At 69.1% G+C, this 23,332-nt stretch carries 23 protein-coding genes; 6 read left to right on the top strand and 17 right to left on the bottom strand.

Features of this window, described 5'->3' with window-relative positions:
- Window positions 1-14: 14 nt before the first annotated feature.
- From UAJ10_RS02835 to UAJ10_RS02845, 3 genes are all read right to left on the bottom strand, one after another.
- Window positions 15-368 (bottom strand): hypothetical protein, encoded by a 354-nt coding sequence (locus tag UAJ10_RS02835; RefSeq protein ID WP_322913853.1) that lies wholly within the window; start codon window positions 366-368, stop codon window positions 15-17.
- A gap of 168 nt (window positions 369-536) precedes the next feature.
- Window positions 537-1,205: a S41 family peptidase gene (locus UAJ10_RS02840; RefSeq protein WP_322913854.1), complete on the bottom strand. Its 669-nt coding sequence runs from the start codon at window positions 1,203-1,205 to the stop codon at window positions 537-539.
- Window positions 1,202-2,029, bottom strand: a complete 828-nt coding sequence (locus UAJ10_RS02845) for a hypothetical protein (RefSeq protein ID WP_322913855.1) — start codon at window positions 2,027-2,029, stop codon at window positions 1,202-1,204. The genes UAJ10_RS02840 and UAJ10_RS02845 overlap by 4 nt, the downstream gene beginning before the upstream one ends.
- Before the next feature lie 120 nt (window positions 2,030-2,149).
- Here UAJ10_RS02845 and UAJ10_RS02850 point away from each other — a divergent pair, with 120 nt between their 5' ends.
- From UAJ10_RS02850 to urtE, 6 genes are all read left to right on the top strand, one after another.
- On the top strand, window positions 2,150-2,638 hold the full coding sequence (locus UAJ10_RS02850) for a MarR family winged helix-turn-helix transcriptional regulator (RefSeq protein WP_322913856.1): 489 nt from the start codon (window positions 2,150-2,152) through the stop codon (window positions 2,636-2,638).
- Window positions 2,639-2,801: 163 nt separating this feature from the next.
- Window positions 2,802-4,007: an urea ABC transporter substrate-binding protein gene (gene urtA, locus UAJ10_RS02855; protein ID WP_322913857.1), complete on the top strand. Its 1,206-nt coding sequence runs from the start codon at window positions 2,802-2,804 to the stop codon at window positions 4,005-4,007.
- 173 nt (window positions 4,008-4,180) lie between these two features.
- Entirely contained in the window at window positions 4,181-5,089 is a 909-nt protein-coding gene (urtB, locus tag UAJ10_RS02860; RefSeq protein WP_322913858.1) for an urea ABC transporter permease subunit UrtB, read from the top strand.
- A gap of 7 nt (window positions 5,090-5,096) precedes the next feature.
- Window positions 5,097-6,239, top strand: a complete 1,143-nt coding sequence (gene urtC, locus UAJ10_RS02865) for an urea ABC transporter permease subunit UrtC (protein ID WP_322913859.1) — start codon at window positions 5,097-5,099, stop codon at window positions 6,237-6,239.
- On the top strand, window positions 6,236-7,045 hold the full coding sequence (gene urtD, locus UAJ10_RS02870; protein WP_322913860.1) for an urea ABC transporter ATP-binding protein UrtD: 810 nt from the start codon (window positions 6,236-6,238) through the stop codon (window positions 7,043-7,045). The genes urtC and urtD overlap by 4 nt, the downstream gene beginning before the upstream one ends.
- Window positions 7,038-7,766: an urea ABC transporter ATP-binding subunit UrtE gene (urtE, locus tag UAJ10_RS02875; RefSeq protein WP_322913861.1), complete on the top strand. Its 729-nt coding sequence runs from the start codon at window positions 7,038-7,040 to the stop codon at window positions 7,764-7,766. Before urtD ends, urtE begins: the two co-directional genes overlap by 8 nt.
- A 7-nt stretch (window positions 7,767-7,773) precedes the next feature.
- Here the strand turns inward: urtE and UAJ10_RS02880 are convergent, their stop codons facing one another.
- The 14 genes from UAJ10_RS02880 to UAJ10_RS02945 all read right to left on the bottom strand — a co-directional run bounded on the left by UAJ10_RS02880 (window position 7,774) and on the right by UAJ10_RS02945 (window position 23,327).
- Window positions 7,774-8,193 carry a type II toxin-antitoxin system VapC family toxin gene (locus UAJ10_RS02880; protein ID WP_322913862.1) on the bottom strand — a complete coding sequence of 140 codons (420 nt, stop codon included), beginning with the start codon at window positions 8,191-8,193 and terminating at the stop codon, window positions 7,774-7,776.
- Window positions 8,190-8,441 carry a FitA-like ribbon-helix-helix domain-containing protein gene (locus tag UAJ10_RS02885; protein WP_322913863.1) on the bottom strand — a complete coding sequence of 84 codons (252 nt, stop codon included), beginning with the start codon at window positions 8,439-8,441 and terminating at the stop codon, window positions 8,190-8,192. Before UAJ10_RS02885 ends, UAJ10_RS02880 begins: the two co-directional genes overlap by 4 nt.
- 71 nt (window positions 8,442-8,512) lie before the next feature.
- On the bottom strand, window positions 8,513-9,463 hold the full coding sequence (locus UAJ10_RS02890; RefSeq protein WP_322913864.1) for a response regulator transcription factor: 951 nt from the start codon (window positions 9,461-9,463) through the stop codon (window positions 8,513-8,515).
- The gene (locus tag UAJ10_RS02895) at window positions 9,456-12,911 is read right to left on the bottom strand and encodes a hybrid sensor histidine kinase/response regulator (protein WP_322913865.1); all 3,456 of its coding nucleotides are present in this window, start codon (window positions 12,909-12,911) and stop codon (window positions 9,456-9,458) included. The genes UAJ10_RS02890 and UAJ10_RS02895 overlap by 8 nt, the downstream gene beginning before the upstream one ends.
- Before the next feature lie 277 nt (window positions 12,912-13,188).
- Complete coding sequence (locus UAJ10_RS02900; RefSeq protein ID WP_322913866.1) at window positions 13,189-14,346, bottom strand: porin; 1,158 nt, start codon at window positions 14,344-14,346, stop codon at window positions 13,189-13,191.
- A gap of 279 nt (window positions 14,347-14,625) precedes the next feature.
- On the bottom strand, window positions 14,626-15,324 hold the full coding sequence (locus UAJ10_RS02905) for a class I SAM-dependent methyltransferase (protein WP_322913867.1): 699 nt from the start codon (window positions 15,322-15,324) through the stop codon (window positions 14,626-14,628).
- Window positions 15,324-16,061, bottom strand: coding sequence for a tetratricopeptide repeat protein (locus UAJ10_RS02910; protein WP_322913868.1), 738 nt, complete (start codon window positions 16,059-16,061; stop codon window positions 15,324-15,326). The genes UAJ10_RS02905 and UAJ10_RS02910 overlap by 1 nt, the downstream gene beginning before the upstream one ends.
- A 15-nt stretch (window positions 16,062-16,076) precedes the next feature.
- The gene (locus UAJ10_RS02915; RefSeq protein ID WP_322913869.1) at window positions 16,077-16,958 is read right to left on the bottom strand and encodes an SDR family NAD(P)-dependent oxidoreductase; all 882 of its coding nucleotides are present in this window, start codon (window positions 16,956-16,958) and stop codon (window positions 16,077-16,079) included.
- Window positions 16,948-17,646, bottom strand: coding sequence for a TenA family transcriptional regulator (locus UAJ10_RS02920; RefSeq protein WP_322913870.1), 699 nt, complete (start codon window positions 17,644-17,646; stop codon window positions 16,948-16,950). The genes UAJ10_RS02915 and UAJ10_RS02920 overlap by 11 nt, the downstream gene beginning before the upstream one ends.
- Window positions 17,647-17,658: 12 nt before the next feature.
- Window positions 17,659-19,167, bottom strand: coding sequence for an AMP-binding protein (locus UAJ10_RS02925; RefSeq protein ID WP_322913871.1), 1,509 nt, complete (start codon window positions 19,165-19,167; stop codon window positions 17,659-17,661).
- On the bottom strand, window positions 19,160-19,816 hold the full coding sequence (locus UAJ10_RS02930; protein ID WP_322913872.1) for a thermostable hemolysin: 657 nt from the start codon (window positions 19,814-19,816) through the stop codon (window positions 19,160-19,162). The genes UAJ10_RS02925 and UAJ10_RS02930 overlap by 8 nt, the downstream gene beginning before the upstream one ends.
- 117 nt (window positions 19,817-19,933) lie before the next feature.
- Window positions 19,934-21,742 carry a sensor histidine kinase gene (locus UAJ10_RS02935; RefSeq protein WP_322913873.1) on the bottom strand — a complete coding sequence of 603 codons (1,809 nt, stop codon included), beginning with the start codon at window positions 21,740-21,742 and terminating at the stop codon, window positions 19,934-19,936.
- Complete coding sequence (locus UAJ10_RS02940; protein ID WP_322913874.1) at window positions 21,739-22,200, bottom strand: hypothetical protein; 462 nt, start codon at window positions 22,198-22,200, stop codon at window positions 21,739-21,741. Before UAJ10_RS02940 ends, UAJ10_RS02935 begins: the two co-directional genes overlap by 4 nt.
- On the bottom strand, window positions 22,200-23,327 hold the full coding sequence (locus UAJ10_RS02945) for a hypothetical protein (RefSeq protein ID WP_322913875.1): 1,128 nt from the start codon (window positions 23,325-23,327) through the stop codon (window positions 22,200-22,202). Before UAJ10_RS02945 ends, UAJ10_RS02940 begins: the two co-directional genes overlap by 1 nt.
- Window positions 23,328-23,332: the final 5 nt, after the last annotated feature.

Here is a 23,332-nt window from a genome sequence, read left to right on the forward strand (position 1 = left end):
TCAAGGTGCCCCGCTCACGCGGCGATGGGAGGGAAGGGTTCCGGTGTGATGGACAGGCCGGCCATGGCGGTCGACGGCTGCCAGAAGAAGGCGTCGCCAAAAACGACCGGCGCCGGGGGCTGGTCGGTTCGCTCCGGCAGCAGCGAGATGCCCAGGCAGCCCATCTGCTTGAGACAGGCCGCGTTCAGGCCGTGGCAGGGCCCGCCCTTGGCCGGCGTGCCGGCGGAATGCACCATGGGGCAGTCACCGGGCATGGCCGTGGCCGTCACGGCGGAGGGCAGGTCCACGGGCATGGCCTGAACCGTGGCGGCGCCCAGGAAGGACAGCACCAGGAAGGCCAGGACCAGGCCGCGCAGGCATGCCGCCATCCTGCCCAGCCGGTGGGCGGGGAAGGCGGGCGTCTTCCGCGAAGGGGGAAGTGGGCGGCGCGACATGCCGTTAGAGGTAGGCCACACCGGCTGGGATTGCAATGCGACAGCTGAATCTGTCTAAACAAATTCACGCATCAAGGCGATTCCGTCGTTCCGCGGTCCGTTCTACGGCGTGTCCGCCGCGGCGATCCTGGCGGCCTGCTGCAGCACCGTGTCGTCTGGTGTCTCCACGATGGGGAAGGGGATGGCGATATCGGGCGTCACCCCCCGGGCCCGGTTATCGCCATTGGGCCGTACGATGTGGGCCTTGGGGAAGCCGACCGTGATGCCGGTGGCGGGCAGGGTGAACTGCTCCATGGCGCCAAAGGCCGTCGCCATGTCGGCCGTCGGTTCGCCCAGGATCGTGCCGAAGCCGTAATCTTGGAGGGTCGCCGCCACCGCCACGGCGTTGGAGTAGGTCTGGCGATTGATCAGGGCGTACACCTTGCCGGTGAAGCGCTCCCCCTTGTTGGGTTGGCTGTCAGGCATGGTTAGGGCGATGATATCGCCAGGGGCGGCCGTGGCGTACAGGTCGGCGTAGCGTTGCGAGATGGCGCCGGCCGCCACGGGATCCTGCGCGATGCGGTTCCGGTTGGCGGCCACGGCGTCGGCGCTGACCCGTATCTGGAAAGAGGAGAAGAACTGGTAGGGCCGCGTGGCGAACCAAGAGACCATGACGTCGCTGAACAGGCTGTCGCCGCCTGGGTTGCCGCGCAAATCGATGATCAGGCGGGTGATGCCCTGGGCGTTGAAGCTGCGGAAGGCGCCATCGATGAAGGTGCGGAAGCCGGTCACGTCCCACTCCTCCGCGCCCGTTTTCGCCGCCTCATTGTAAAAGGGGCCGGGCCGCAGATAGCCGACGCCGTTGTCCAATACCCGGGCGTCGCGCAATGGCTGCGCCAGATCCAGGGTGGGGGGCGGGACTGGCCGGTCGAGGCCATGTCCGCGTTGGTCCGCGCGGCCAGCGTGATGGTGTCTGACGCCGCTGCGCCTGGCGGCTTCACCGTCACCTTGTACGCGGGCCGGGCGCCGGCCGTGACCCACAGATACAGCGGGAAGTCGTATTCCAGGATGCTGTCCGCCAATGCCGGCGTTTCGGCGGAGATGTGGCGGCGCAGACGGGCCAGCAAGGTGGCGACCGGCACGCCGTCGATGGCCAGGATTTCGTCGCCAACGGCCGGGCGCGCGCCCTCGCTGAGGTTGCGGGCGACGTACACCCGGCCCTCTTTGATACGGACGGCCAGGGGGAAGGCCAGGCCGCCCGCCTTCCGATAGGTGGTCCAGGCGGCGTAAACGCCCTCCACCCGGGTGTGGCCCTGATGGGCGGCGGCGGCCAGCAATTCCAGGCGCGTTTCGGCCTGGGCGCGTGTCGACGGCGTCGTGATATCGGCTTTCAGCCGCTGATGCAGGCGGTCCATGTCCGCCTTGGACGTGAAGGCGTAAAGGTCGAAGACGTCCGCTTGCAGGCGCTGGTACAGCGTATCCAGGTCGGCGCGAACTTCCGTCGCGGTGTAGGTCCGCTCCGGCGGGGTTCCGGCCCCCGCCGGCGCCAGGGTCCAGGCCAGGGCCATGCCGAGAATGAAACAGCCGATGGTGCGCGTGCAGGCCCGCTTCATCATTCCTTGCCCTCTCCCGTTCCGGCTTTCCCGTTCTGGCCTTTTGGCCCGCGCGCCGATATTTGTTAGGCGCCTATGCAGATAATAGTTAGGCGCCTATGTATATGCAAGGAGGCAATCATCATGACCACGGATCACATGCGCCGGCGCGGGCCGCTCGCCTTGGGGGGGCGGCTGCGGCGGCTGACCGAACGCATCGATGAGGATGCGCGGCGCATCTATGTCGAATTCGGCGTGGCGTTCGAGCAGCGCTGGTGGGGCGTGATGGAACAGTTGATGGAGAATGGGGCGGCTTCCGTCAGCGAGCTTGCCCGTGCCCTGGGTATCAGCCAGCCGTCGGTCAGCCAGACGCGGCGGTCGATGGAGGCCGCAGGGCTGATCGAAACCCAGGACGACCCCCGGGATGCGCGTAGCCGCCGCATCGACCTGTCGGCGCAAGGTCGGGCGCTCTATGCCCGGCTGGAACCGGTGTGGGCCGCCATGGACGTGGTGGCCATGGAACTGGATGCGGAAGCGGCGGGCGTCATCACCATGCTGGACCGCTTGGACGCGGCGCTGGCGCGATCGTCCTTATACGAGCGGTTGCGGCGGGTGATGGATGAGGGGCGCTGAGGGCGCCGCGTCCGAACCATCCGGCTTACCCCCGGTGTCGTCTTCGCCCCAGGCGCTACGTTAAACGCCCCATACCCGGCTCCCTCTCCCGGCCCTAGCCTTTGCCCCGTGGTCGCCGCGTCCATGGCGGCGAAAGACCAAAGCGAACGGGAAGGGGATGGTGATGAGGGGGATGTACAAGCCGGCCGGTCTCGCGGCCCTGCTGCTGGCGGCGACCAGCCTGTCGGCGCCGGCGACGGCCTGGGCGGCCGACACGGTGAAGGTGGGCGTGCTGCAGTCGCTGACCGGCACCATGGCCATTAGCGAGGTCACGGTGAAGAACGCCGAGATCCTGGCCATCGAGGAGATCAACGCCGCCGGTGGCGTGCTGGGCAAGAAGATCGAGCCGGTGGTGGAGGACGGTGCGTCCGACCCCGCCATCTTCGCCCAGAAGGCGACCAAGCTGGTCCAGGACGGCGGTGTGGTCACCGTGTTCGGCGGGTGGACCTCCGCCAGCCGCAAGGCCATGCTGCCGGTGTTCCAGAAGCTGAAGAGCCTGCTGTGGTACCCGGTGCAGTTCGAGGGCAACGAATGTTCGCCCAACATCATGTATTCCGGCGCCCAGCCCAACCAGCAGATCCTGCCGGCCCTGCAATGGGCGGTGGAGAAGGGCTACAAAAGCTATTTCCTCATCGGGTCGGACTATGTCTTCCCCCGCACCGCGAACCTGATCCTGAAGAAGCACATCGACGCCGATAAGCTGAAGGTGGCGGGTGAGGAATACGTGCCCCTGGGCGGCACCGATTTCAGCGCCGTCATCGCCAAGGTGCAGGCGGCCAAGCCCGACATCATCTTCAGCACCCTGAACGGCGACAGCAACGTCAGCTTCTTCAAGCAGATGGCCGCCGCCGGCCTGCCCTCGGCCAAGCTGCCCGTCATGTCCTTCAGCATCGGCGAGCAAGAGGCCGTGGCCATGGGCCCCAGCCTGGTGGAAGGCAGCTACGCCGCCTGGAACTACTTCCAGAGCCTGGACGGCGCCGCCAACAAGAAGTTCGTGTCGGCCTACCAGGCGAAGTTCGGCGCGGGTGCGGCCGTCACCGACCCCATGGTCCATGGCTATGTCGACGTCTACGCCTGGAAGGCGGCGGTGGAAAAGGCCGGCAGCTTCGATCCGGAGAAGGTGCGGGCGGCGGCGGTGGCGCTGGACTATCTCGACACCGCCATGGGCAAGGTGAAGTTCGCCGCCAACCAGAGCCTGGTGCAAACCGGCTATATCGGCCAGCTGGACCCCACCGGCCAGTTCAAGATCATCTGGCAGTCCAAGGGCACCATCGACCCCGATCCCTACGACCCGCTGGTCTTCCCCGGCAAGAAGTGCCCGGCCTCTTGATGCTTGTGACTGTTGATCGGTAACAATCAACAGTCCCCTCAATCGCCGGGCGCCGCCATCCGGCGGCTTGGCTTCCTCGCTCCGCCCTCCGGTACTCGCTCCGGCGGACGCGGTCGCGTCCTAGACCTGAGGCTTAGCCTCAGGTCGTTGGGCATACAGTAAGGGGAACGGTTATGGGTCAATGGCCCCTGGTCGCTGGGCAGATCTTCAACGGGTTCAGCGTCGCCTCGCTGTACGTGCTGGCGGCCCTGGGTCTGGCGCTGAGTTTCGGCCTCATGCGCGTCATCAACATGGCGCACGGCGAGATGCTGATGTTGGGCGGCTATCTCGCCTACCTGACCTTGCAGGTGGTGCCGGGGCCGCTGGGTATCCTGGCCGCCATGCCCGTCGCCTTCTTAGGCGCCGCCGCCGTGGGCGCGGTGCTGGAGACGGCGCTGATCAAGCGGCTGTCGGCCCGGCCGCTGGACACGCTGCTGGCCACCTGGGGCGTCAGCCTGATCCTGCAGCAGGCCGCCCGCAACATCTTCGGCGCCATCGGCGTGGACGTGCGGGCGCCGGAATGGCTGAACCACGCCTACACGGTCCCTTCCGGCCTGTTCGAGGGCCTGACCATCCCGGCCACCCGCCTGTTCATCCTGGCGGTGGCCTTCGCCGTCATGGGCGCGCTCAGCCTGCTGTTGGCCAGCACGCGCATCGGCTTGCTGGTGCGCGCGGTGAACCAGGACCGGGGCATGGCGGCGGCGGCGGGCATCAACGTGCGGGCGGTGGATCTGTCGGTGTTCTGCCTGGGCACTGGCATCGCCGGCCTGGCGGGCGTGGTGCTGGCCCTGCTGGGCCCCGTCACCCCCAATGTCGGGCAAAGCTACGTCGTGCCGGCCTTCCTGGTGGTGGTGCTGGGCGGCCTGGGCAGCCTGAGGGGCACGGCCATCGCCTCGCTGATCGTGGGGCTGTTCTCGGCCCTGGTGCAGATCCTGGTCGACGTCAGCCTGGCGCAGGTGCTGCTGCTGCTGTTCGTCATCGGGTTCATCCAGTTCCGTCCCCAGGGGGTGGTGGCCGTGCGGTCCCGCGCGCTGGACGCGTGAGGCGCACATGAAGGAGGACGGCATGGACATGGGCATGCGCAAAGAAACACCGCTGTCGGGGGGCCCAGTGACGGGGGGCATGGCGCGTGCCGCCATCGGCCGGCCAATGGCCTTATGGCTGGCGCTGGTGGCCCTGGCCGCGTTGGCCCCCTGGCTGGTCTCCGCCTATGAGCTGAACCTGCTGGCCCGCTTCCTGGCCATGGCGCTGCTGGCCATGGGCCTGGTGCTGGTGTGGGGCCAGGGCGGGGTGCTGAGCCTGGGCCAGGGCGTGTTCTTCGGCCTGGGCGGCTATGCCATCGCCATGCACATGAAGCTGGCGGCGCTGGGCGACGGCGACCTGCCCGACTTCATGGTGTGGAGCGGCCTGGACGCCCTGCCCTGGTGGTGGGTGCCGTTCAAGAGCCCCCTGGTGGCCCTCCTGGGCGTGGTGCTGGTGCCGGGCGCGCTGGCGGCGCTGTTCTCCTGGGCGGTGTTCCGGCGGCGGGTGGGCGGCGTCTATTTCGCCCTGATCACCCAGGCGCTGGCGCTGGCCTTCGCCACCCTGCTGATCAGCCAGCAGCCCTCCACCGGCGGCTTCAACGGTCTGACGGATTTCCAGACGGTGATGGGGGTGGAGCTGGGGACGCCAGCGGCGAACCATGGCCTGTACTGGCTGACCCTGGCCCTGGTGGTGGGGGTGTTCGTGGCCCTGCGCGCCCTGATGGCGTCGCGCTACGGCACGCTGCTGCGCGCCATCCGCGATGGCGAGAACCGCATCCGCTTCCTGGGCTACGACCCCACGCCGTTCAAGGTGGTGGCCTTCACCATCGGCGCCGTGCTGGCCGGCCTGGCCGGCGCGCTGTTCACCCTGCACGCCGGCGTGGTGTCGCCGGCCCTGGTGGGCGTGGTGCCCTCCATCGAGATGGTCATCTGGGTGGCGGTGGGCGGGCGCAATAGCTTGGCCGGCGCCGTCGCCGGCACCCTGGCCGTCAACCTGGCCAAGGACGGCGTCAGCAGCGCCTTCCCCGACCTGTGGCTCTACGCCCTGGGCCTGGTGTTCGTGCTGGTGGTCACCCTGTTGCCCGGCGGGCTGGCCGGCCTGGTGGCCGACACCACCGCCACACCCTGGGGAAAGCGCCTGAAATCCCTTGTCGTCGGAGGATCGAAATGAACGCGACGGCGGCCACGGCCCACCACATCGGCACCACCGCGCCCGCCAGCCCCTTGCTGTTGGCGGTGGATGGGGTGACAGTGGACTTCGACGGGTTCAAGGCCCTGAACGGCTTCAGCCTCACCCTGGACCGGGGCACCCTGCGGGTGCTGATCGGCCCCAACGGGGCGGGCAAGTCCACCCTGTGCGACACAATCATCGGCCGGGTGCGGGCCACCAGCGGCCGGGTGATCTTCAAGGACCAGGACATCACCCACCTGCCGGAGCATGAGATCGTGCGCCGGGGCATCTGCCGCAAGTTCCAGACGCCGGGCGTGCTGCCCGGCCTGTCGGTGGTGGACAACCTGATGATCGCCGCCCAGCGCGACCGGCGCTGGTGGTCGACCTTCCGCCACGGCGTGGCGGCGGAGGAGAAGGCCCGCGTGGCCGAGATCCTGGAAACCATCGGCCTAGCCGACCGCGCCGCCGCCCCCGCCGGCCAATTGGCGCATGGCGAGAAGCAATGGCTGGAGATCGGCATGGTGGTGGCGACGCGCGCCGACCTGCTGCTGCTTGATGAACCCACGGCCGGCATGGGCCCGGCGGAAACCAGCCAGACGGCGGCCCTGATCCGCCGCCTGGTCGGGCAGCACACCGTGCTGGTCATCGACCATGACATGAGTTTCCTGGAGCAACTGGACGCCCGCGTCACCGTCATGCACCAGGGCCAGTTCCTGAAGGAAGGCAGCGTGGCCGCCATCCGCGCCGACGCGGACGTCGCCGCCGTCTATCTGGGCCGCGCCAAGGAGGACACCCATCATGGCTGAACCGTTGCTGACGCTCACCGGGGCGGCGACATCCTATGGCCAGAGCCAGGTGTTGTGGGACATCGACCTGGCGGTGCCCGCCGGCGGCGCCGTGGCGCTGATCGGCCGCAACGGCGTGGGCAAGACCACCCTGCTGAAGACCATCATCGGCGCCCAGCGCCTGACCGCCGGCCGCATGACCTTCCAGGGCCGCGACGTCAGCGCCCTGGGGCCCCACCAGCGCGCCCGCGCCGGCATCGGCTACGTTCCCCAGGGCCGCCACATCTTCCCCCACCTGACGGTGCGCGAGAACCTGGAGACCGGCCTGTCCGCCCTGGCCGGCCGGGCCGGCGGCGCCGGCGCCATCAAGGCGGGCATCCCCGACCACATCTTCGACCTGTTCCCCAAGCTGGCGCAGATCCTGAACCGCAAGGGCGGCGTGCTCAGCGGCGGCGAGCAGCAGCAACTGGCCATCGGCCGCGCGCTGGCGGGCCAGCCCAGCCTGCTGCTGCTGGACGAGCCGACGGAAGGCATCCAGCCCTCCGTCGTGCACCAGATCGAGGACGCCTTGCGCCGCATCCGCACCGACCTGGGCGTCACCGTCCTGATCGTGGAGCAATACCTGGACTTCGCCTGGTCCTTCGCCGACAGCTACCGAGTCATGCAGCGCGGCCGCATCATCCGCGCCGGCAGCACGCGGGAGGAGACGGCGGCCGAGGTGGCGCATCTGGTGAATATTTGAGGCCGGGTTAAGCAGTCCATGGATTGATCAGCGGCACGCCGCAGCCCGAGAAATCATCGATGTTGCGGGTAGCCACCGCAGCGGCGAGTGAATGGGCGATTGCCGCGATCTGAGCGTCCAGGGCGGAGATGGGGCGTCCAGCCTGACGTCTCGCTGTGGTAATGCCCGCGAATGATATTGCGGCCTGAGTGTCGAAGGGCAGTATTCTGCCGGCGAAGTCGGCCACAAACATCTGTAGCGCGGCATTCTCCAGACCTGCCCGTCGACGTCCCTTCGGAAGCAGCGCGATGCCCGACAGGATTTCAGCTTGGGTGATGGTGGTGGTGAACAATAAGGACGAGGCCTGTCCCATAAGCCAACGCAAGACGGCATCTGATGGTGCGGGGCGCATCAGCTCCGACAGCACGTTGGTATCAAGAATAATCATTCCGTGAAGCTAGGCGGATTACGTAATGGCTCACGGGGGGACAAAGCCAGCTCCACGCCACCGAATGGGGCGAAGCGGCGGCGGATCGAACCCGCCAAATCCGCCGGTGCCGGCGGCAGGTCACGAACCAGAACGGCCTGGAGGATGTACCGCGCCTCCTCCTCCATGGAGCGGCCATGGTCCGCCGCCTGGGCACGCAGGCGGGTTTCCAGCGGTTCTTCCATATTTCGGATGGTGAGGCTGGCCACGGCATTCTCCAATAATCATGTGCCACGGGAAGTTTAGGCGGTAATGATCAGCACGGCAACGGTGGCGACCTCTACCCCGCCATCACCCGCACCGCCACGGCGGCGGCCGACGCCCGGTTCTCCACCCCCAGCTTCACGAAGATCTGCTCCAGGTGCTTGTTCACCGTGCGGGGGCTGATGCCCAGGATGTCGCTGATGTCGCGGTTGGATTTGCCGTGGGCGATCCACACCAGCACCTCGGCCTCCCGCGCCGTCAGGCCCAGGGCCTGCTGCAGGGCGCGTTCCGCGCGGCCGGCGCCGGATTCGCTGATGCGGAACAGGAACTCGTCCGGTTCCGTCTGGCTGAGATAGGCGACCTCCAGCCGACGGCTGTCCTGCGCATCGGGGCTGTCGATCAGGATGGATTGGTTTGGTGTGCCGTCGCGGCGCAGCTGGGCCAGGCGCTCCGCCACTGTCGGGGGCAGGCGGTCGGGGGCGTTCCCGCTGGCCCCATCATCGGGGAAGAAGGCCGCCAGCAGGCGCTGGGCCTGGGGGGTGCACCAGCGCAAGAGCCCGCGCGCGTCGGTCGCCAGCAGATAGCGGCCGGTGGTGTCCAGGGCGACCTGGGCGCCATAGGCCACGCGGGCGTTGGCCAGGTGCACGCGGATGCGGGCCAGCAGCTCATCCACCACGATGGGCTTGGTGACGTAGTCGACGCCGCCGGCCTGCAGGCCCTGCACCACATGCTCCGTCTCGCTGAGGCCGGTCATGAAGATGACGGGCAGGTGGGCCAGGGCCTGGTCGCGCTTCAGCCGGCGGCAGGTCTCGAACCCGTCCAGCCCGGGCATGACGGCGTCCATCAGCACCAGGTCCGGCGTCACCTGCTCCAGCAGCGCCAGGGCGCTTTCGCCGTCCGTCGCCACCAGCACGGTCAGGCCCGCCTGGTCCAGGGCGTCGGTCAGGAAGCCCAGGGTTTCCGGCGTGTCGTCCACCACCAGCACGGTGTCGCGGCGGCCGGGGGCGGCCTGGACGGCATCAGTCATCGGCGTGCTCCACCCGGCCCTGTCCATCGCCAGTATCGTCATTGTCCCCTCCCGCCTGTGTCCGTGCCGCCTCCAGCACCGCCATATAGCGCTTCAGATCGAAGGCGCGCACCAGGGTGCACAGCTGGGCGGCGAAGGCGGCGACCTCCGGCCCCTCGCCCTCCAGCTCGCGCAGCTTGGCCTCGATGCCGCGCACATGGCCGATGCGGCCCAGCTGCCACAGCGCCTCCAGATGGGGCTGCGCCCTGGCCGGCGCGGCGTCCGACGCCGCGGCCGGTACCGGCGCGGGGGCGGCCGGGGCGTACAGCCATTCCAGGCCCAGCAGCGCGCCGATGCGCTGCAACAGCGCGTCCATGTCCACCGGCTTGACGATGAAGGCGTCGTGCGCGGCGCTGCCGCCATCCTCATCCCCGGCGGCGGCGCGGCCGGGGGTGTAGTCGTGGGCGTTGGCCGACACCATCATGATCTTCAGGCGCGGCAGGTCCAGGTCGCGCAGGGCCGCCGCCGCCTCCCACCCCGTCATGTGGGGCATGGAGATGTCCAGTAGGGCCAGGTCCGGCCGGCACTCCCGCGCGAGATCCACGCATTCCCGCCCGTCGCGGGCGGCGAACAGCAGGAAGTCCAGCGGCCGCAGCAGGTTCTGGATCAGGGCCAGATGGTCGGGGTCGTCGTCGGCCACCAGCACGCGCAGGCGCGGGCCGGCATAGCCGTGGATGGTCCGGGCCGCCGGCGGGTCGTCCGGGCCGGATTGCGCCTCCGACAGCAGCAGGCGCACGGTGAAGGTGCTGCCCTGGCCGGGCGTGCTGGCGACGGCGATTTCCCCGCCCATGATGCGGGTCAGCAGGCGGGTGATGGTCAGGCCCAGGCCGGTGCCGGGCACGGCGCGGGCGTTGGCCATTCGCCCCCGCTCGAACGGTTCGAAGATGCGCTCCCTGTCCTCGGGCAGGATGCCGAAGCCGGTGTCCGACACCTCGAACTCCGCCACCTGGCTGCGATAGCGCACGCGCAGGGTGGCATGGCCCCGCGCCGTGTACTTCAGGGCGTTGGACAGCAGGTTGATCAGGATCTGGCGCAGGCGCTTCTGGTCGGTATGGACGAAGGCGGGCAGGTAGGCTGGGCGGTCGTAATGGAACTGGATGCCCTTGGCGGCGGCCTGCAAACGGAACATGTCGACGATCTGGTCCAGGAATTCCACCAGCCGCACCTTGTCGCGGGTCAGGCGCAGCAGGCCGCTCTCGATCTTGCTGATGTCCAGCAGCCCGTCCACCAGGTTGGACAGGTGCTCCGCACTGCGGCGGATGACACGCACGCCGTCCGGGTTGCGGATGCTGGCGTCGCGTTCCAGCAACTGGGCGTAGCCGAAGATGGCGTTCAGCGGCGTGCGGATCTCATGGCTGATGCCGATGATGTAGCGGCTCTTGGCCACGTTGGCGGCCTCCGCCACCTCCTTGGCCTTCTGCAGGGCGGCGTCGGTGCGCTCATGCGCCTCGATCTCCTCCATCAGCATGCCGGTCTGGCGCGCCGTCTCCTCCTCCGCCACCCGCCGGCTTTCCAGGGCCAGCACCAGCAGCCAGGCGGCCACGCCGGAGACGATCAGCAGGGCGAAGAAGACGATCCACAGGGTGGTGGCGACCACGCCGCGCGCTTCCGGCACGGCGGCGCCATACTGCATGCCGATGAAGGACAGCAGGCCGCCGTTCACCAGCGTGAAGACGGCCATGACGCCCAGGAAACGGGCCGTCCGGGTGCGGGCACCGCCCGCCATGCGGCTCGGCAGCACAGCGTCCATCAGGCGGGCCAACTGGTCGGTGATGCGGCTCTCTTTCTTGCACAGGTCGTGGCAGCGGCTGTCCAGCGTGCAGCACAGGGAACAGATGGGCCCGGCATAGGCGGGGCAATGGGCCATGTCCCGCCGCTCGAACACGTTCTCGCAGATGACGCAGCGGGCCTCCGCCGCGTCAGCCGGCAGGTCGGTGTCGGGCCGCGCCAGGTAATAGCGGCCCCGGGTGGCCTTTGCGATCAGGGGGGCGGTGACGAAGGCCACGCCCAGGCCGATGAACGGCGCCATGGCCTGGGGCAAGGGACCCAGCAGCGGCCCGAAGGCGCCCAGCGAGGCGAGGGTGGAGGCCACGACCGACAGGGCCATGGCGCCCACGCCCACCGGGTTGATGTCGTAGAGGTGGGCGCGCTTGAACTCGATGCCCGGCGGGCTCAGGCCCAGGGGCTTGTTGACCACCAGGTCGGCGGTCAGCGCCCCGATCCAGCCGGCGGCGAAGTTGGCGTACAGGCCCAGGATGCCGCCGATCACGCGGAAGATGCCCAGCTCCATCAGCATCAGGGCCAGGATGACGTTGAACACCAGCCAGACGACGCGGCCGGGATGGCTGTGCGTCAGGCGGGAGAAGAAGTTGGACCAGGCGATGGAGCCGGCATAGGCGTTGGTGACGTTGATCTTGATCTGGCAGACGACGACGAAGACGCCGGTCAGCACCAGGGCGGCGGTGGGTGACGACAGCATCTCCTGGAAGGCGATGTAGAACACCTCCGTCGGCTGGGTGGCCTGTTCGGCCGACAGGCCGTGGCGCAGGGCCACCACCGCCAGGAAGGACCCGGCCAGCAGCTTCAGCCCGCCCATGGCGACCCAACCCGGCCCGGTGGTGATCAACGCCGTCCACCAGGCCCAGCGCCCGGTCTTGCGCAGGGTGGGCAGGAAGCGCAGATAGTCCGCCTGCTCCCCGATCTGGGGCAGCAGGGACAGGAGCATGCTGGCCGCCATGCTGAACAGCAGCGGGTCGATATGGCCGTCGGCATGGCCCAGCGCGCCGGGGAACTCCCGCCACGCGGCCAGATCCGCGCCGTGGTTCAGCGCCAGATAGGCCAGGGGCGCAAGTTGCAGCAGCAGCCAGAGGGGCTGTGTCAGCAGCTGCATGCGGCTGATCAGGCGGATGCCGTAGACAGCGATGGGGATGACGACCAGGGAACTGATGATATGGGCCAGCCACAGCGGGATACCCAGCGCCATCTGCAGCGCCGCCGACATGATGCTGGCCTCGATGGAGAACAGCAGGAAGGTGAAGCTGGCGTAGATCAGGGAGGTGAGGGTGGACCCCAGGTAGCCGAAGCCGGCGCCGCGCGTCAGCAGGTCGATGTCCACGCCATGGCGGGCGGCGTAATAGGTGATGGGCAGGCCCACCAGGAACATCAGGATGGCCACGGCCAGGATGGCGGCGCTGGCGTTGGCGTAGCCGTAGGTCAGGGTGGCGCTGCCGCCGATGGCCTCGCACGCCAGGAAGCTGATGGCGCCGAAGGCGGTGTTGGCCACGCGGAACGACGACCAGCGCCGCGCCCGCGTGGCGGTGAAGCGCAGGGCGTAGTCCTCCAGCGTCTGGCTGGCGGCCAGCTGGTTGTATTGGCGCCGTTCCCTGACGATCCGCTGCCGCGCGCTCATGCCCCCCGCCTTTTCGCCTGCTGGCGCCCTGGCGGCCCTGACTTCCCCCATTGGTCCCCGTGCTTTCTTTCCAAGCGGCCCCAGAGCGGCGGGCCAAGAGTGGCGGCCCCGCGATCGACTTTACCGGTCGCGGGGCCATAGGGAAGCCCCCTCAGGAAGGGGTGCCGCCCCGGGCAGGCTTGGTTCGGGGCACAGGGTCGGCTGGCCGCCGCCGGCAGCATAGGGGCGGTGACGGGGCGGCCCCATGGGGCGTTTGACGTATGGGGGCCTGAATTCCTTAAAATTGCAGCTGCACGCCCAGCACCACGGCGTTGCCGTCGGATTTGCCGGTGGTGCTGGTGATGACATATTCGGCGCTGATGCGGGCGTTGTGGCCGTCGATGACGTAGTTGACGCCCAGGTCCGTCTGGCTGGTGGAGATGCCGGTCAGGTCCGCGTCGAAATGCTGGTAGCGCACCGTCGGCTGGAACTGGCCCCAGCCCACCTTGGCCGGAAACAGGAAGGCGCCGCCCACCAGATAGGCCTTGCCCTGGGTCAGGCCGCCGACATTGTCGGTGGGGCCGGCGCCGCCGAAGCTGCTGGGCACGTCGGCCACGCCGCCGGTATCGTACTGGTAATAGGCGCCCTCCAGCGTCACCACGCCGATGCCGTCCAGCTTCTTCTCAAACAGGCCGTCCACGTTCCAGGCGGCATAGTCGCCCCGGCGGGCCAGCGTGCCCACGCCGTCCTGCTGGTACTGGGCGGCGAAGGCCAGCGTCAGCACATCGACGGAGCCGTAGTAGGTGCTGCTGGTGTAGTAGGCGGGGTCGGGCTCCGGATCCAGGAAGTTATAGGCGACGCGGCCGGCGTACAGCAGGTTGTCGGACTGGTTGCTGGCGCCTGTCACACGGTTGTGCCCCTCGAACGCGCCGACGGAATAGACCAGCTTCTTGTCCAGCAGCTTGCCCCAGACGGTGGCGCCGTCATCGCGGCCGGCGAACTTGGCCGGGTATTGCGACACGGTGCCGGGATAGGCCCAGGTGTTCAGGTAATAGGGACCGTCCAGATTGGCGCGGTCGCTGGGCGGCAACATGCGGCCGACCCACAGGTTGATGCCGTCCGCCGGCTCGAACTGGGCGTAGCCGTCCAACACCTCCACCCGGCCGGCGCTGTCGCGCTCGGTGTTGAAGGTGGCCTTGATCATGGGCGTCAGCTGGCCGCTGATGTAGAGGCGCACGCTGTCCAGGTTGAAATCGGCGGAACGCGAGGTGCCGTCCGGCGCCCCATCCTCCACGCTGGTGAAGCTGGCGCGCACGCCCAGTCCCACTGTGATGGACTTATCCCCGCCGGCGGAAATGGTCTCGCCCGCCCGCGCCGCCAGGGCGGGCAGGATGAAGGCCGTAGCCAGAAGCGCCAGGCGCAGGCGGCGTTGCGTCGTGTTGATGATGCCCGACATGATGTACTCCCCCGTCCGTATGTCCCGTTGCCGTTATCGGTGCCGGGAACTCATGCCCCGGTGTCGGCTTCCGGGGCAGGATGGGGGTGGCGGGGCGAAATCCTAATACGTCAAACTGCGTATGTTTTGTTTGCTGGCGAGGGGATAAATAAATGATCACTGTGCGAGAGCTGGTAGCTTCGCAAGCTTGATTTTCATTTGATGAATTGGCCTTTGCCAGGGTGCGCTGTTTTCTATTTTCGATTTCACATTAATAAACGCCGATAATTCAGCGCCGATCTATCGCGGCGGGCGAGAGGGCTGGGTTTCGGCAATGGCGATGAGGCCGGTCATCCCGTATCCCAGCCGGACGGATCGGAGGGAGATCTTGTCACCGGGGAAGCCGCCCGCCAGTAGCATGGCCCGCAGGTCCAGGGGTGTGAACAGGCGGTGGGTGCCCGTCCCGGCGAACGGCCAGCGCTGCATGGTGGCCGCGTCGGTCACGTAGACCACCAGCCGTCCGCCCGGGCGCAGCACGCGACGCGCTTCCCGCAGGACATCGGCGGCGTTCTGCCAAAAATAGGCCACGTTGACCGCCAGTATCCCGTCCACCGCGCCGGCCGGGAGCGGCAATGTGTCGAAGCGGCCGAGATGAAGGTGCAGCCGTCCTTGCTGCCGGGACTGCCGGTTCAGCTTGGCCGCCTGGCCCAGCATCACCGCCGACTGGTCGACGCCATGGACGGCGCCGGCTGGCGCCACCGCTTTCACGGCCAGGGCCAGCCCATGGCCCGGACCGCAACCGAGCTCCAGGACCGTGTCGCCGGGGCGGGGCGCCAAGGCCTCCACCGCCACCCGGTTGGGACGGGCGTTCAGCCGGGTCATGGCCAGGCCCAGCACATGTCCCAGGATGCCGGTGGGATGGCGCAGTTGGTTGCCCAAGGCGTGCCAGACCGCGCGGAAGCGGATCGGCGGCCGCACCAGTTGGTTGAAGGCGTCCATCACCCGGCCGCCAGTTTCTGTTGCGCGCGCTTCAGTAGCGCGCGGATTTCGACGCGCCGCCCCGTGTCCCAGACGGGTCGGTCGGGGGTGGGCGGCACGTCCAGGCCGTGGGCCAGCACCTCCGCCGCTTTGCGGTACTCCCCCTGTTCGAACAGGAAGTCGCCATAGAAGTAGTTGGCGTCCAGGCCATCGGGATTGATCGCCAGCCCTTCCTCCAGGTAACGGCGGGCCTTGTCATCGTCGCCGAAGCTCAGGGGGAAGCCAGGCACCTTGTAATAGAGGGAGCCGAGGCTGGTGGGCACCGCACCCCCCACCGCGCGATAGTCCAGGCGCCCGGCTGTCTCCAGCAGCGTGCGCGCCTCGCGGGCCAGGGAAAGCGCGCCCATGCCCCCTTTCAAACCGGCCAGACTGCCAAGGGCCAGGGCTTGCCAGATCAGGGGTTCGGCATGGCCGGGGTATTGCGACGCCAACTGGCTGGCTTGGTCGGCCAGCGCCGCCATGGCTTGCACGCGGGCGTCGTGATCCGTCACCTCGAACGAGATGTGGGACCAGTCCCGTTCCACGGCGGCCAGGGCGGCCAGCATCGCGGACGGTGTGGCATCGGTCGCGACCGTGTGGGCGATGGCCTCGCCCTCCATCGGCGACGCGCGCCCGGCCGCCGGCACCGACAGGGGAAGGAAGGCGACCGTCATGGCGAGGGCCAGTCGGCGCGCCCGGGGCGTGAAGGGTGTATCCATGGGCGGCGGTTCCTTTCAAAGCAGGGGAAGGTGATCGACACGGGGGCTGGCGACACGGGGGCTGGCGCGACGGCCGGGCTGCGGCGTTGGCGCCGGCGGCATCAGCGCGCCCAGGGGGCCGCGCCGCAATTGGCGCCGCACCGCGGCATCGACCAGGCGGGGGAATAGGCGCTGCAGCAGGACGAAGAAACGTTCCGGGCCGGCGGGATAGGCGGTGTCGGCACCGGCCAGCGCGGCGGCCCATATCCGTTTCGCGATGTCCGCCGGCGGGTCCGTCGGCATGTCCAGCAGGGCCAGGAGGGGTTCAAGGGCCTCTGTCGCCGGCGTGCGGGCGCCCCGCGGCGCGGCATAGGTCACGCCCACGCCCTGGCATCGCAATTCCCGCCGCAAGGCGTCGGACAGGCCGCGCAAGCCATACTTCGACGCGCAGTAGCCGGCGAAAAGGGGATAGGGGATGTCCCCCAGGAGGGAGCCGATGTTGACCACCCGCCCGCCGGCGGCGGACAGCAGCGGAAGGAAGTCCCGGGTGAGGGCCAGCGGCGCCATCAGGTTGGTGGACAACAGCGCGGTCAGCGTCTGGTCGTCCATGGCCGACACGGCTCCCGCCCAGACCAGGCCGGCGTTGTTCACCAGAAAGTCCAGACCGCCGGCATGGTCCCGCACGGCGTCCATCAGGGCCTCGCGATCCTGGGCTAGGGTCACGTCGGCGGGCAGGACCAGGCACCGGGTGCCGGGGCGCAACAGTGCCCTGGTGGCGTCCAGCGGCGGACGCCGCCGCCCGACCAGAACGACCCCGAGCCCCCGCCGCGACGCCTCGACCGCCAGCGCTTGGCCTATGCCCGAGCCGGCGCCGGTGATCAGCGCGGTCATGCCGCTGGCGGCGGGGTCACGCGGCATGGCAGGCCCCCCCTTGCGTGCCGTCCATGCCCCGGCTCAGGTCGCGGAAGATGTCGCCATACAGGCGATAGACCATGTTGGCCGTGTCGGCGATGACCGCCAGCGCCTCCGGCGTGCGCAAACCATCGACCAGCTGCTGGAAGAAGGCCACATGCTCCTGATCCAGCGCCCCGTGGGATGTCAGGTAACGGAAGCCGGAGGCGCCGTCGGTCCGGTAGGCGCGCCGCAGGGCGTCGGCCGCGCGGGAGGCCAGCAGCGTCGACATGCCCTCCAGCACATGGACCATGCCCAGCAGGGCGTAGGGGCTGACCCGCTCTATGGTGTCGTAGACATAGGCCAGCATGGCCCGGCAGGCCTGGCCCGGCGGGGACGCGGCCACCTGCGCGGCATCGCCGCCCACCGCGTCGATGTCGTCCAGGATCCACTGCTCGTGCCCCTGTTCCTCGATGATGTAGTCGAACAGCGCCGCCCGGTAATCCTCGTCTTCCGTCCGGGCCGCCGCCAGGGCCAGCAGCCGGCAGGTATGACGCACGTGATGGTAGGCCTGCGCCAGGAAATCGCGGTAGAGCGGCAGCGGCACGGCCCCGTCCATCGCCATGCTCAAGACGGGGATGGACAGGAAGGCGCCACGGGCGTGGGCGGTCTCCGCAAGCAGGCGCTGATAAGGGGTCGGTGAGGTGTCAGGCACGGGGGGCCTCCGTCAAGGGTCTGTGGTCGAAAGGGCCGGCGGATGAAGCTGTGGGTGGTAGGCGGCCGCGGTTTCCCGGCGGCGCAGCCGGCCGTTGGCGGTCAGCAGGCCGCGCGCCGCCACGTCGCGCAGCGCTGCGACGTGGTGCCGGCGGGGCCGGGCATAGGCGGGCAGGCCGGCGGCGGCGGTCGATGCCATGGCGGCGATGGCGTCGTCCCCGGCCGTCTGGAACCAGGCCTCCGCGGCCGGCGCCGGAACCAGCAACACCGCCAGCCCGTCCATTCCGCCATCGCTGAGCAGGCAATGCGACAGCCGGGGGTCGTTCAGGAAATGCGCTTCCACCCATTCTGGGCTGATGTTGCGCCCCCCGGGCGTCACGATCAGGGCATCCCGCCGTCCATGGACCGTCAGGTGGCCGTCATCATCGAAGGCGCCCAGGTCGCCGGTGCGCCAGGTCGCCGGGCCTGCGGGCTCATTCGCGGGCGCCATCCCCAGATAGCCCGACATGACCGACGGGCCGGTGACAACGATCTCCCCCTCGTCCAGGGTCACGTTCAGGCCGGGCAGGGGCCGGCCCACCGTGCCCGGCCGCCGTTGGCCCGGCCGGTTCAAGGCCACGACCGAGCAGCACTCGGACAGGCCATAGCCTTCATGCACGGGAATGCCCAGGGCCCAGGCCCTCTCGGCCAAGGCGGGCGGAACGGCCGCCCCGCCCACGGCCATCAGGCGCAGGTCTGGCGGAACCGTGCCGCCCGTTTGCTCCAACTCCGTCACCCAGGCGGCCAGCAACTGGGGCACCAGCATCAGGCAGGTCGGGGCGGCGGCGGTGATGGCGTTGGCCAGCCGCAGGGGGGCCGGGCCGCCGATGCCGGCCGTCAGCCCGGGCATCAGGGTCACCCGCGCGCCGGCGGTCAGCGGCATGGTGATGGCGCAGAGGGTTTCCAGCAACAGCGCCATGGGCAGAAGGCTGACGTAGTGATCGTCGGGTCGCGCGTCGATGGCCTGGGCCAGCGCCAGGGTGCTCCACGACAGCTGGCGTCCTTCCAGCAGCACACCCTTGGGCGTGCCCGTGCTGCCCGATGTGTAAATGACCTGCCGCGCCGTGCCGGCGGGGTCCAAGGCCGCCGTGGCCGCGATCATGGCCGGGACGGGCCGCATGGGCAGGCCCAAGGGGTCCGCCAGGCCCGGATCGATGTCGGGGGTATGGATGATATGGGTTATGCCGGCGTCGGCGGCGATGTGCCGCCACTGGGCGGGTGAGAAGAAGGGCGGCAGGGGGACGGCGGTGTAGCCCGCCTGCCAAATGGCCAGCTGGGCCACAACCCAATCGACCCGGTTGCCCCCCAGGATGCCGATCACCGGGCGCGCGCCGGAACGCGCCAGCGCCGTCAGCGCCTGCGCCGTACCCGCGACGCGGGCCGCCAGCGTCGCATAATCCAGGGCCGAGGCGCCGTCGGTGAGCGCCGGCCGGTGGGGCGTGACGGCGGCGTGCCGGCGGATGGAACGCAGGATCTCATGCATGCGCCGCCGCCTCCACGCCTGTCGCCCGCGTCAGCACGGGGCTCAGGAACGGCCAATCATCCGCCGCGCACACGGCCGGGGCGCTTTCATAGTAGCGCCCCCAGGCGGCGGCATCGGCCTGGCGGGCGGGGTCCGCCTGGGTCAGGACCAGCAGGGGCGGATAAAGGCGCGCCAACAACCGCCGCAGGCGCGACGTGGCGGTGAAAAAGCACCAGTCGTATCCGTCAAGGGCCCCCCGGCAGGCCAGGCTGTGGAAAAAGCCGGCGGACAGGTCGGCGCGGCGGCTGACCAGGGTGGTGATCTCGAACACCCGCGCGCGGTGCACGTGGCGTCCGCTCCTCTGGCCCAGAACGCGCTCTATGGGCTGGTCAAGATAGGCTTCGGAAAAGAAACCATCGCTGGTGGTGCGCACGCCGGCGGCACAGGCGGGGTTCCCGCGCTCATCGAACGTCGCCACCATCAGGCGGGGAAAGCGGCCGATGCGGGCGCCATAAGCCTGCGCATAAGTCTCGCGGACCAGCTGCTCCACGGCTGCCCTCGATGGATGGCTGGCGGACAGGGCCACGATGTCGGGAAGCCTCGCCTGGGCCGATACGGACCTGCAGGCGTCTTCCGCCGGGACCGGGTAGGGACGGGGGTTCGCATTCATGGGGACGCGCCTTCGCTGGTGGAACCGCGCCTCGGCCGCCGTCAGGGCGGTGAAGCGATGGGTCCCATGCTAGGGCCACGCGTCGTGGAGTTGTGTGGACTTGCCCACCGGCTCTGTTCAGTTCTGCGGCGTGTTCCGCGAGAAGGGCAGGGTGATTTCAACGACCAGCCCGGTGGGACGGTTGTGTGTCGCCCTCACCGTTCCGCCATGCAGCTCCACCACGCGTTTGCAGATGGTCAGGCCTATGCCGGTGCCGCCGGTGTCACGGGCCCGCGCCGGATCCGCGCGGTAGAACGGATCGAACAGCTGCCCGATGGCGTCATCGGATACCCCGGGGCCTCTGTCGGCCACCGTCAGGCTCAGCCCGGCCGGGGTGTTCCCCGCCGGTGCCGCCAGGGTCACGGTCACCGGCACGCCGGCCGTGGTATAGAACAGCGCGTTGCGGATGACATTCTCGATGGCGCGGCGCAGCAGGTCCGCATTGCCGGGAAGGACGCCGCCGTCCGGCAACTCCGGCGCCACGGCCAGGGCCAGGTCGCCCTGCCGGTCGGGCCGTTCATAGGCGGCATCGGCGATGATGGCGCGCAGCAGCTCCGGCAGATCCACCGGCGCCCGATGCAATCCCGCCGCCGCCCCCTCCAGCCGGGCCAGGGTCAGCAGTTCCGAGGCCAGGGCGGCGACGGCCGCGATCTCCCGCTCCATCCGGTCGAAGTGGCGGGGGGCCTGCGGCTCCACTTGGCGCCGGGCCAGGCCCAGGGCCATGCTGAGCCGCGCCAGGGGCGACTTGATCTCATGGGAAATGTCGCTGATCAGCCGCCGCTGGGCGGTCACGGCGGCCTCCAGCTCGGCTGTGCGGTCCGCCACCTTGCCTTCCAAGGTCAGGTTCAGGTGTTCCAGGTCGCGCATGCTGCGGTCACGCTCCGCCCGGGCGTTGCGCAGGCTGGCCGTCATGCGGTTGAACGAGCGCGCCAGGAAGCCGAGTTCATCCTGGCTGGTGACCGGCACCTGGATGTCCAGCTGGTCCGTGTCGGCGATGACCCGCACCGCCCGGGTCAGCTCCATGATGGGCGCCGTCAGCCGCCGGCCCATCCAGCGCACGAAGGCGAAGATGGGCACCGCGAGCAGGATGCCCAGCAGGGCCAGTTCCAGCGCGACCCGGCGCAAGGGGCGCGTCACGGCCGACATCGGCTGCGAAACCACCACCTGCCAGGACCGCAGCAGGCCATCCCGCTGCACGGAACGGCCGGTGATGTGGCTTTCCCTGTCCATGTCGGGATCGGCCGCGCTGGACAGGACCGCGGGATGGGGAGGGCGGCGCACCAGCACCGTGCGGGGCTCCACCCCGCTCAACAGCGTCTCGACCATGGTCCATGGCAGGGCGATGACCAGGGTGCCCACGCGATAATCCGGGGCGAAGCTGCCGAAGATGGGAATGGCCAGGGCGACGACATCCCCGCCACCCAGCGGGTTGCGGTGCTTGTCGAAGAAGGTGACGCCGTGGGCCGTCACGGTCCAGGCGGCCGGAAGACGGGTGCCGCGCGGCGGGGCGCCGTCGTCGCCATCGGCGTCGGCGATCAGGGTGCCGCCGGCATCGAAGGCGTAGATTCCGCCGGCCAGCCCGTACAGGCGCTGCAGCGCCTCCAGCGTCGTTCCGATGCGCCGGTCGACGTCGCCGGACACCAGGTCGTTCATTACCTCCAGCTGGGCCCAGGCGGTCAGGTCCGTCGCCAGTTCGTCCATCCTGTTGCATAGACGCTGGTATTTCAGGTCGGCCACCTGGGCCAGCCCGCCTTCGGCGGACTCCAGCAGCGACCGGTGCACGCCCGTGTACACCACCGCCGCCGTCAGCCCGTAGGTCAGCAGGTATATCGCCAGCAGCGCGCCGACGATCTTGCGTCCGATGGAACTGCCGATCACGGCCTTCATGGGCCGCCCCCGCCAGAACCGGCCGCGACGGGCAACCTGGCCAGGATCACGACGCCATCCGGCACCCCGCCGCCGCCGCTGACGTACCCGACCGAGCCCGGGACCCGGCGGATGAAGGTGAGCAGCGCCTGTTCGGATTCCTGGACCACCGGCGGCGCCTTGCCCTTGAAGTGCATCTCGTTCCAATAAACGATCAGGCTGGCGTTGTCCTGGTGCAGGACACCGGCCGTGAAGCGGGCGCGGAGGTCACTGGAGATCTCGCGGTTCACGGGGATGATCGCGTTCCCATCGGGCCACAGGGTCAGGCGCAGCAGGTAGATCGCGGCGACGTCGCCGGTGCTCAGCGAATGGCCCAGGGTCACCGACGGGTTGGCTACCACCAGGATGTCCTCTCCCCGCGCCATGTCCGACAGGAACAGCCCGATCAGCACCGCCAGCAGGGGCCGCCGCCGCCGCATCAGAACAGCACGGACCAGGAGGCGAACAGGCCGGTGGGGTTGACCGGCGGCCCACCGACGTTCAGCAGGTATTCCAACCTGAAGACCATGGCCGGCTGCGGCCGGAAGGCGAAGCCGGCCAGGACGTCCTGGGCCGTCCGGTCGCTCACCGGAACGGCCTGCCCGGCGGTGGCGGACGCGGTGCCGCGCCCATCATAAATCTCGTACCAGCCGTAGACGGACCAACGGTCATCGAGCGCGTAGGACGGCGCCACATACGCGCTCCACTCCAGGCTGCGCGGCGCCTGCACGCCAGCCGGCTGGGACAGTGAGGACACCACCCCTTCCCCTTGCAAGGTCACCGGGCCCATCGTGTACCGGAAATCCACCCCGCCCAGATGCTGTTCCACCCCCAGCCGGTCGATGGTGCGCTGGACCGAAAACCCCACCTTGTCCAGCAGGCCCAGGGGAAAGCTGACGTGCAGGCCTTCCACCAGGCGGTAATGATCATCGACGATGCTGTCCGGCCGCGCGGAGAACTCATCCATGGGTTGCCAGTAAACCTGGACGTCCGGCCAACGGGCCTTGGGGTCATTGTACAGCACCGACAGGCCGGTGGCGTACTGGCTGAAGCCGCGGTAGGTCGCCGCCGGCCGGATGGTGGACAGGACCAGGGGGGCCGCGTGGATCTGGTTCCAGTCCCCGACCGGCGCCAGCATCTTGCCGAACCGTATGGTGAAGCCGTCCGGCAATTGGACATCGTCGTAGAGACGCTCCAGCACCAGGTAGCCGCCACCCTTTCCGCCGTCACCGCCGTCACCCCCCTTCGCCCAAGGCAGGAGGTTGAGCCCCGTCAGCTCGGCTTCCATGAAGGGATTGACGAACATGCCGACATGCGCGCTGGCGTAGAGGCTGAGATCCTCAAGGCTCAGGGTCTTGCGGCCCTGGTCGGGCAGGCTGGTTACCAGGCTGGAATAGCCCGCCAGATTGACGGAGCCGACGTTGAGCCCTTGGCCCAGCACATAGCTGTCCGCCGGTTCGGCTTCCTGCGCCCGGGCCGCGCCAGCCGCCAGCGCGGCGGCCAGGATGGTGCCGGACAGGCAGGCGGCCTGCGCGAAACGGGGCAGGTGCTGGAAGGTATGGCCCATCGGAC

Origin of the sequence: Nitrospirillum guaranorum (assembly GCF_034653275.1) — a bacterium.
Taxonomy (GTDB): domain Bacteria; phylum Pseudomonadota; class Alphaproteobacteria; order Azospirillales; family Azospirillaceae; genus Nitrospirillum.

Coding starts and splice junctions, on each gene's coding strand:
- UAJ10_RS02890 (WP_322913864.1), bottom strand. CDS start 9,463: ATGACTGATGCCGTCCAGGCCGCCCCCGGCCGCCGCGACACCGTGCTG.
- urtD (WP_322913860.1), top strand. CDS start 6,236: ATGAACGCGACGGCGGCCACGGCCCACCACATCGGCACCACCGCGCCC.
- UAJ10_RS02915 (WP_322913869.1), bottom strand. CDS start 16,958: ATGCCGCGTGACCCCGCCGCCAGCGGCATGACCGCGCTGATCACCGGC.
- UAJ10_RS02925 (WP_322913871.1), bottom strand. CDS start 19,167: ATGCATGAGATCCTGCGTTCCATCCGCCGGCACGCCGCCGTCACGCCC.
- UAJ10_RS02850 (WP_322913856.1), top strand. CDS start 2,150: ATGACCACGGATCACATGCGCCGGCGCGGGCCGCTCGCCTTGGGGGGG.
- UAJ10_RS02845 (WP_322913855.1), bottom strand. CDS start 2,029: ATGATGAAGCGGGCCTGCACGCGCACCATCGGCTGTTTCATTCTCGGC.
- UAJ10_RS02900 (WP_322913866.1), bottom strand. CDS start 14,346: ATGTCGGGCATCATCAACACGACGCAACGCCGCCTGCGCCTGGCGCTT.
- urtE (WP_322913861.1), top strand. CDS start 7,038: ATGGCTGAACCGTTGCTGACGCTCACCGGGGCGGCGACATCCTATGGC.
- UAJ10_RS02945 (WP_322913875.1), bottom strand. CDS start 23,327: ATGGGCCATACCTTCCAGCACCTGCCCCGTTTCGCGCAGGCCGCCTGC.
- urtC (WP_322913859.1), top strand. CDS start 5,097: ATGAAGGAGGACGGCATGGACATGGGCATGCGCAAAGAAACACCGCTG.
- urtA (WP_322913857.1), top strand. CDS start 2,802: ATGAGGGGGATGTACAAGCCGGCCGGTCTCGCGGCCCTGCTGCTGGCG.
- UAJ10_RS02910 (WP_322913868.1), bottom strand. CDS start 16,061: ATGGATACACCCTTCACGCCCCGGGCGCGCCGACTGGCCCTCGCCATG.
- UAJ10_RS02930 (WP_322913872.1), bottom strand. CDS start 19,816: ATGAATGCGAACCCCCGTCCCTACCCGGTCCCGGCGGAAGACGCCTGC.
- UAJ10_RS02935 (WP_322913873.1), bottom strand. CDS start 21,742: ATGAAGGCCGTGATCGGCAGTTCCATCGGACGCAAGATCGTCGGCGCG.
- UAJ10_RS02905 (WP_322913867.1), bottom strand. CDS start 15,324: ATGGACGCCTTCAACCAACTGGTGCGGCCGCCGATCCGCTTCCGCGCG.
- UAJ10_RS02895 (WP_322913865.1), bottom strand. CDS start 12,911: ATGAGCGCGCGGCAGCGGATCGTCAGGGAACGGCGCCAATACAACCAG.
- UAJ10_RS02940 (WP_322913874.1), bottom strand. CDS start 22,200: ATGCGGCGGCGGCGGCCCCTGCTGGCGGTGCTGATCGGGCTGTTCCTG.
- UAJ10_RS02880 (WP_322913862.1), bottom strand. CDS start 8,193: ATGATTATTCTTGATACCAACGTGCTGTCGGAGCTGATGCGCCCCGCA.
- urtB (WP_322913858.1), top strand. CDS start 4,181: ATGGGTCAATGGCCCCTGGTCGCTGGGCAGATCTTCAACGGGTTCAGC.
- UAJ10_RS02835 (WP_322913853.1), bottom strand. CDS start 368: ATGGCGGCATGCCTGCGCGGCCTGGTCCTGGCCTTCCTGGTGCTGTCC.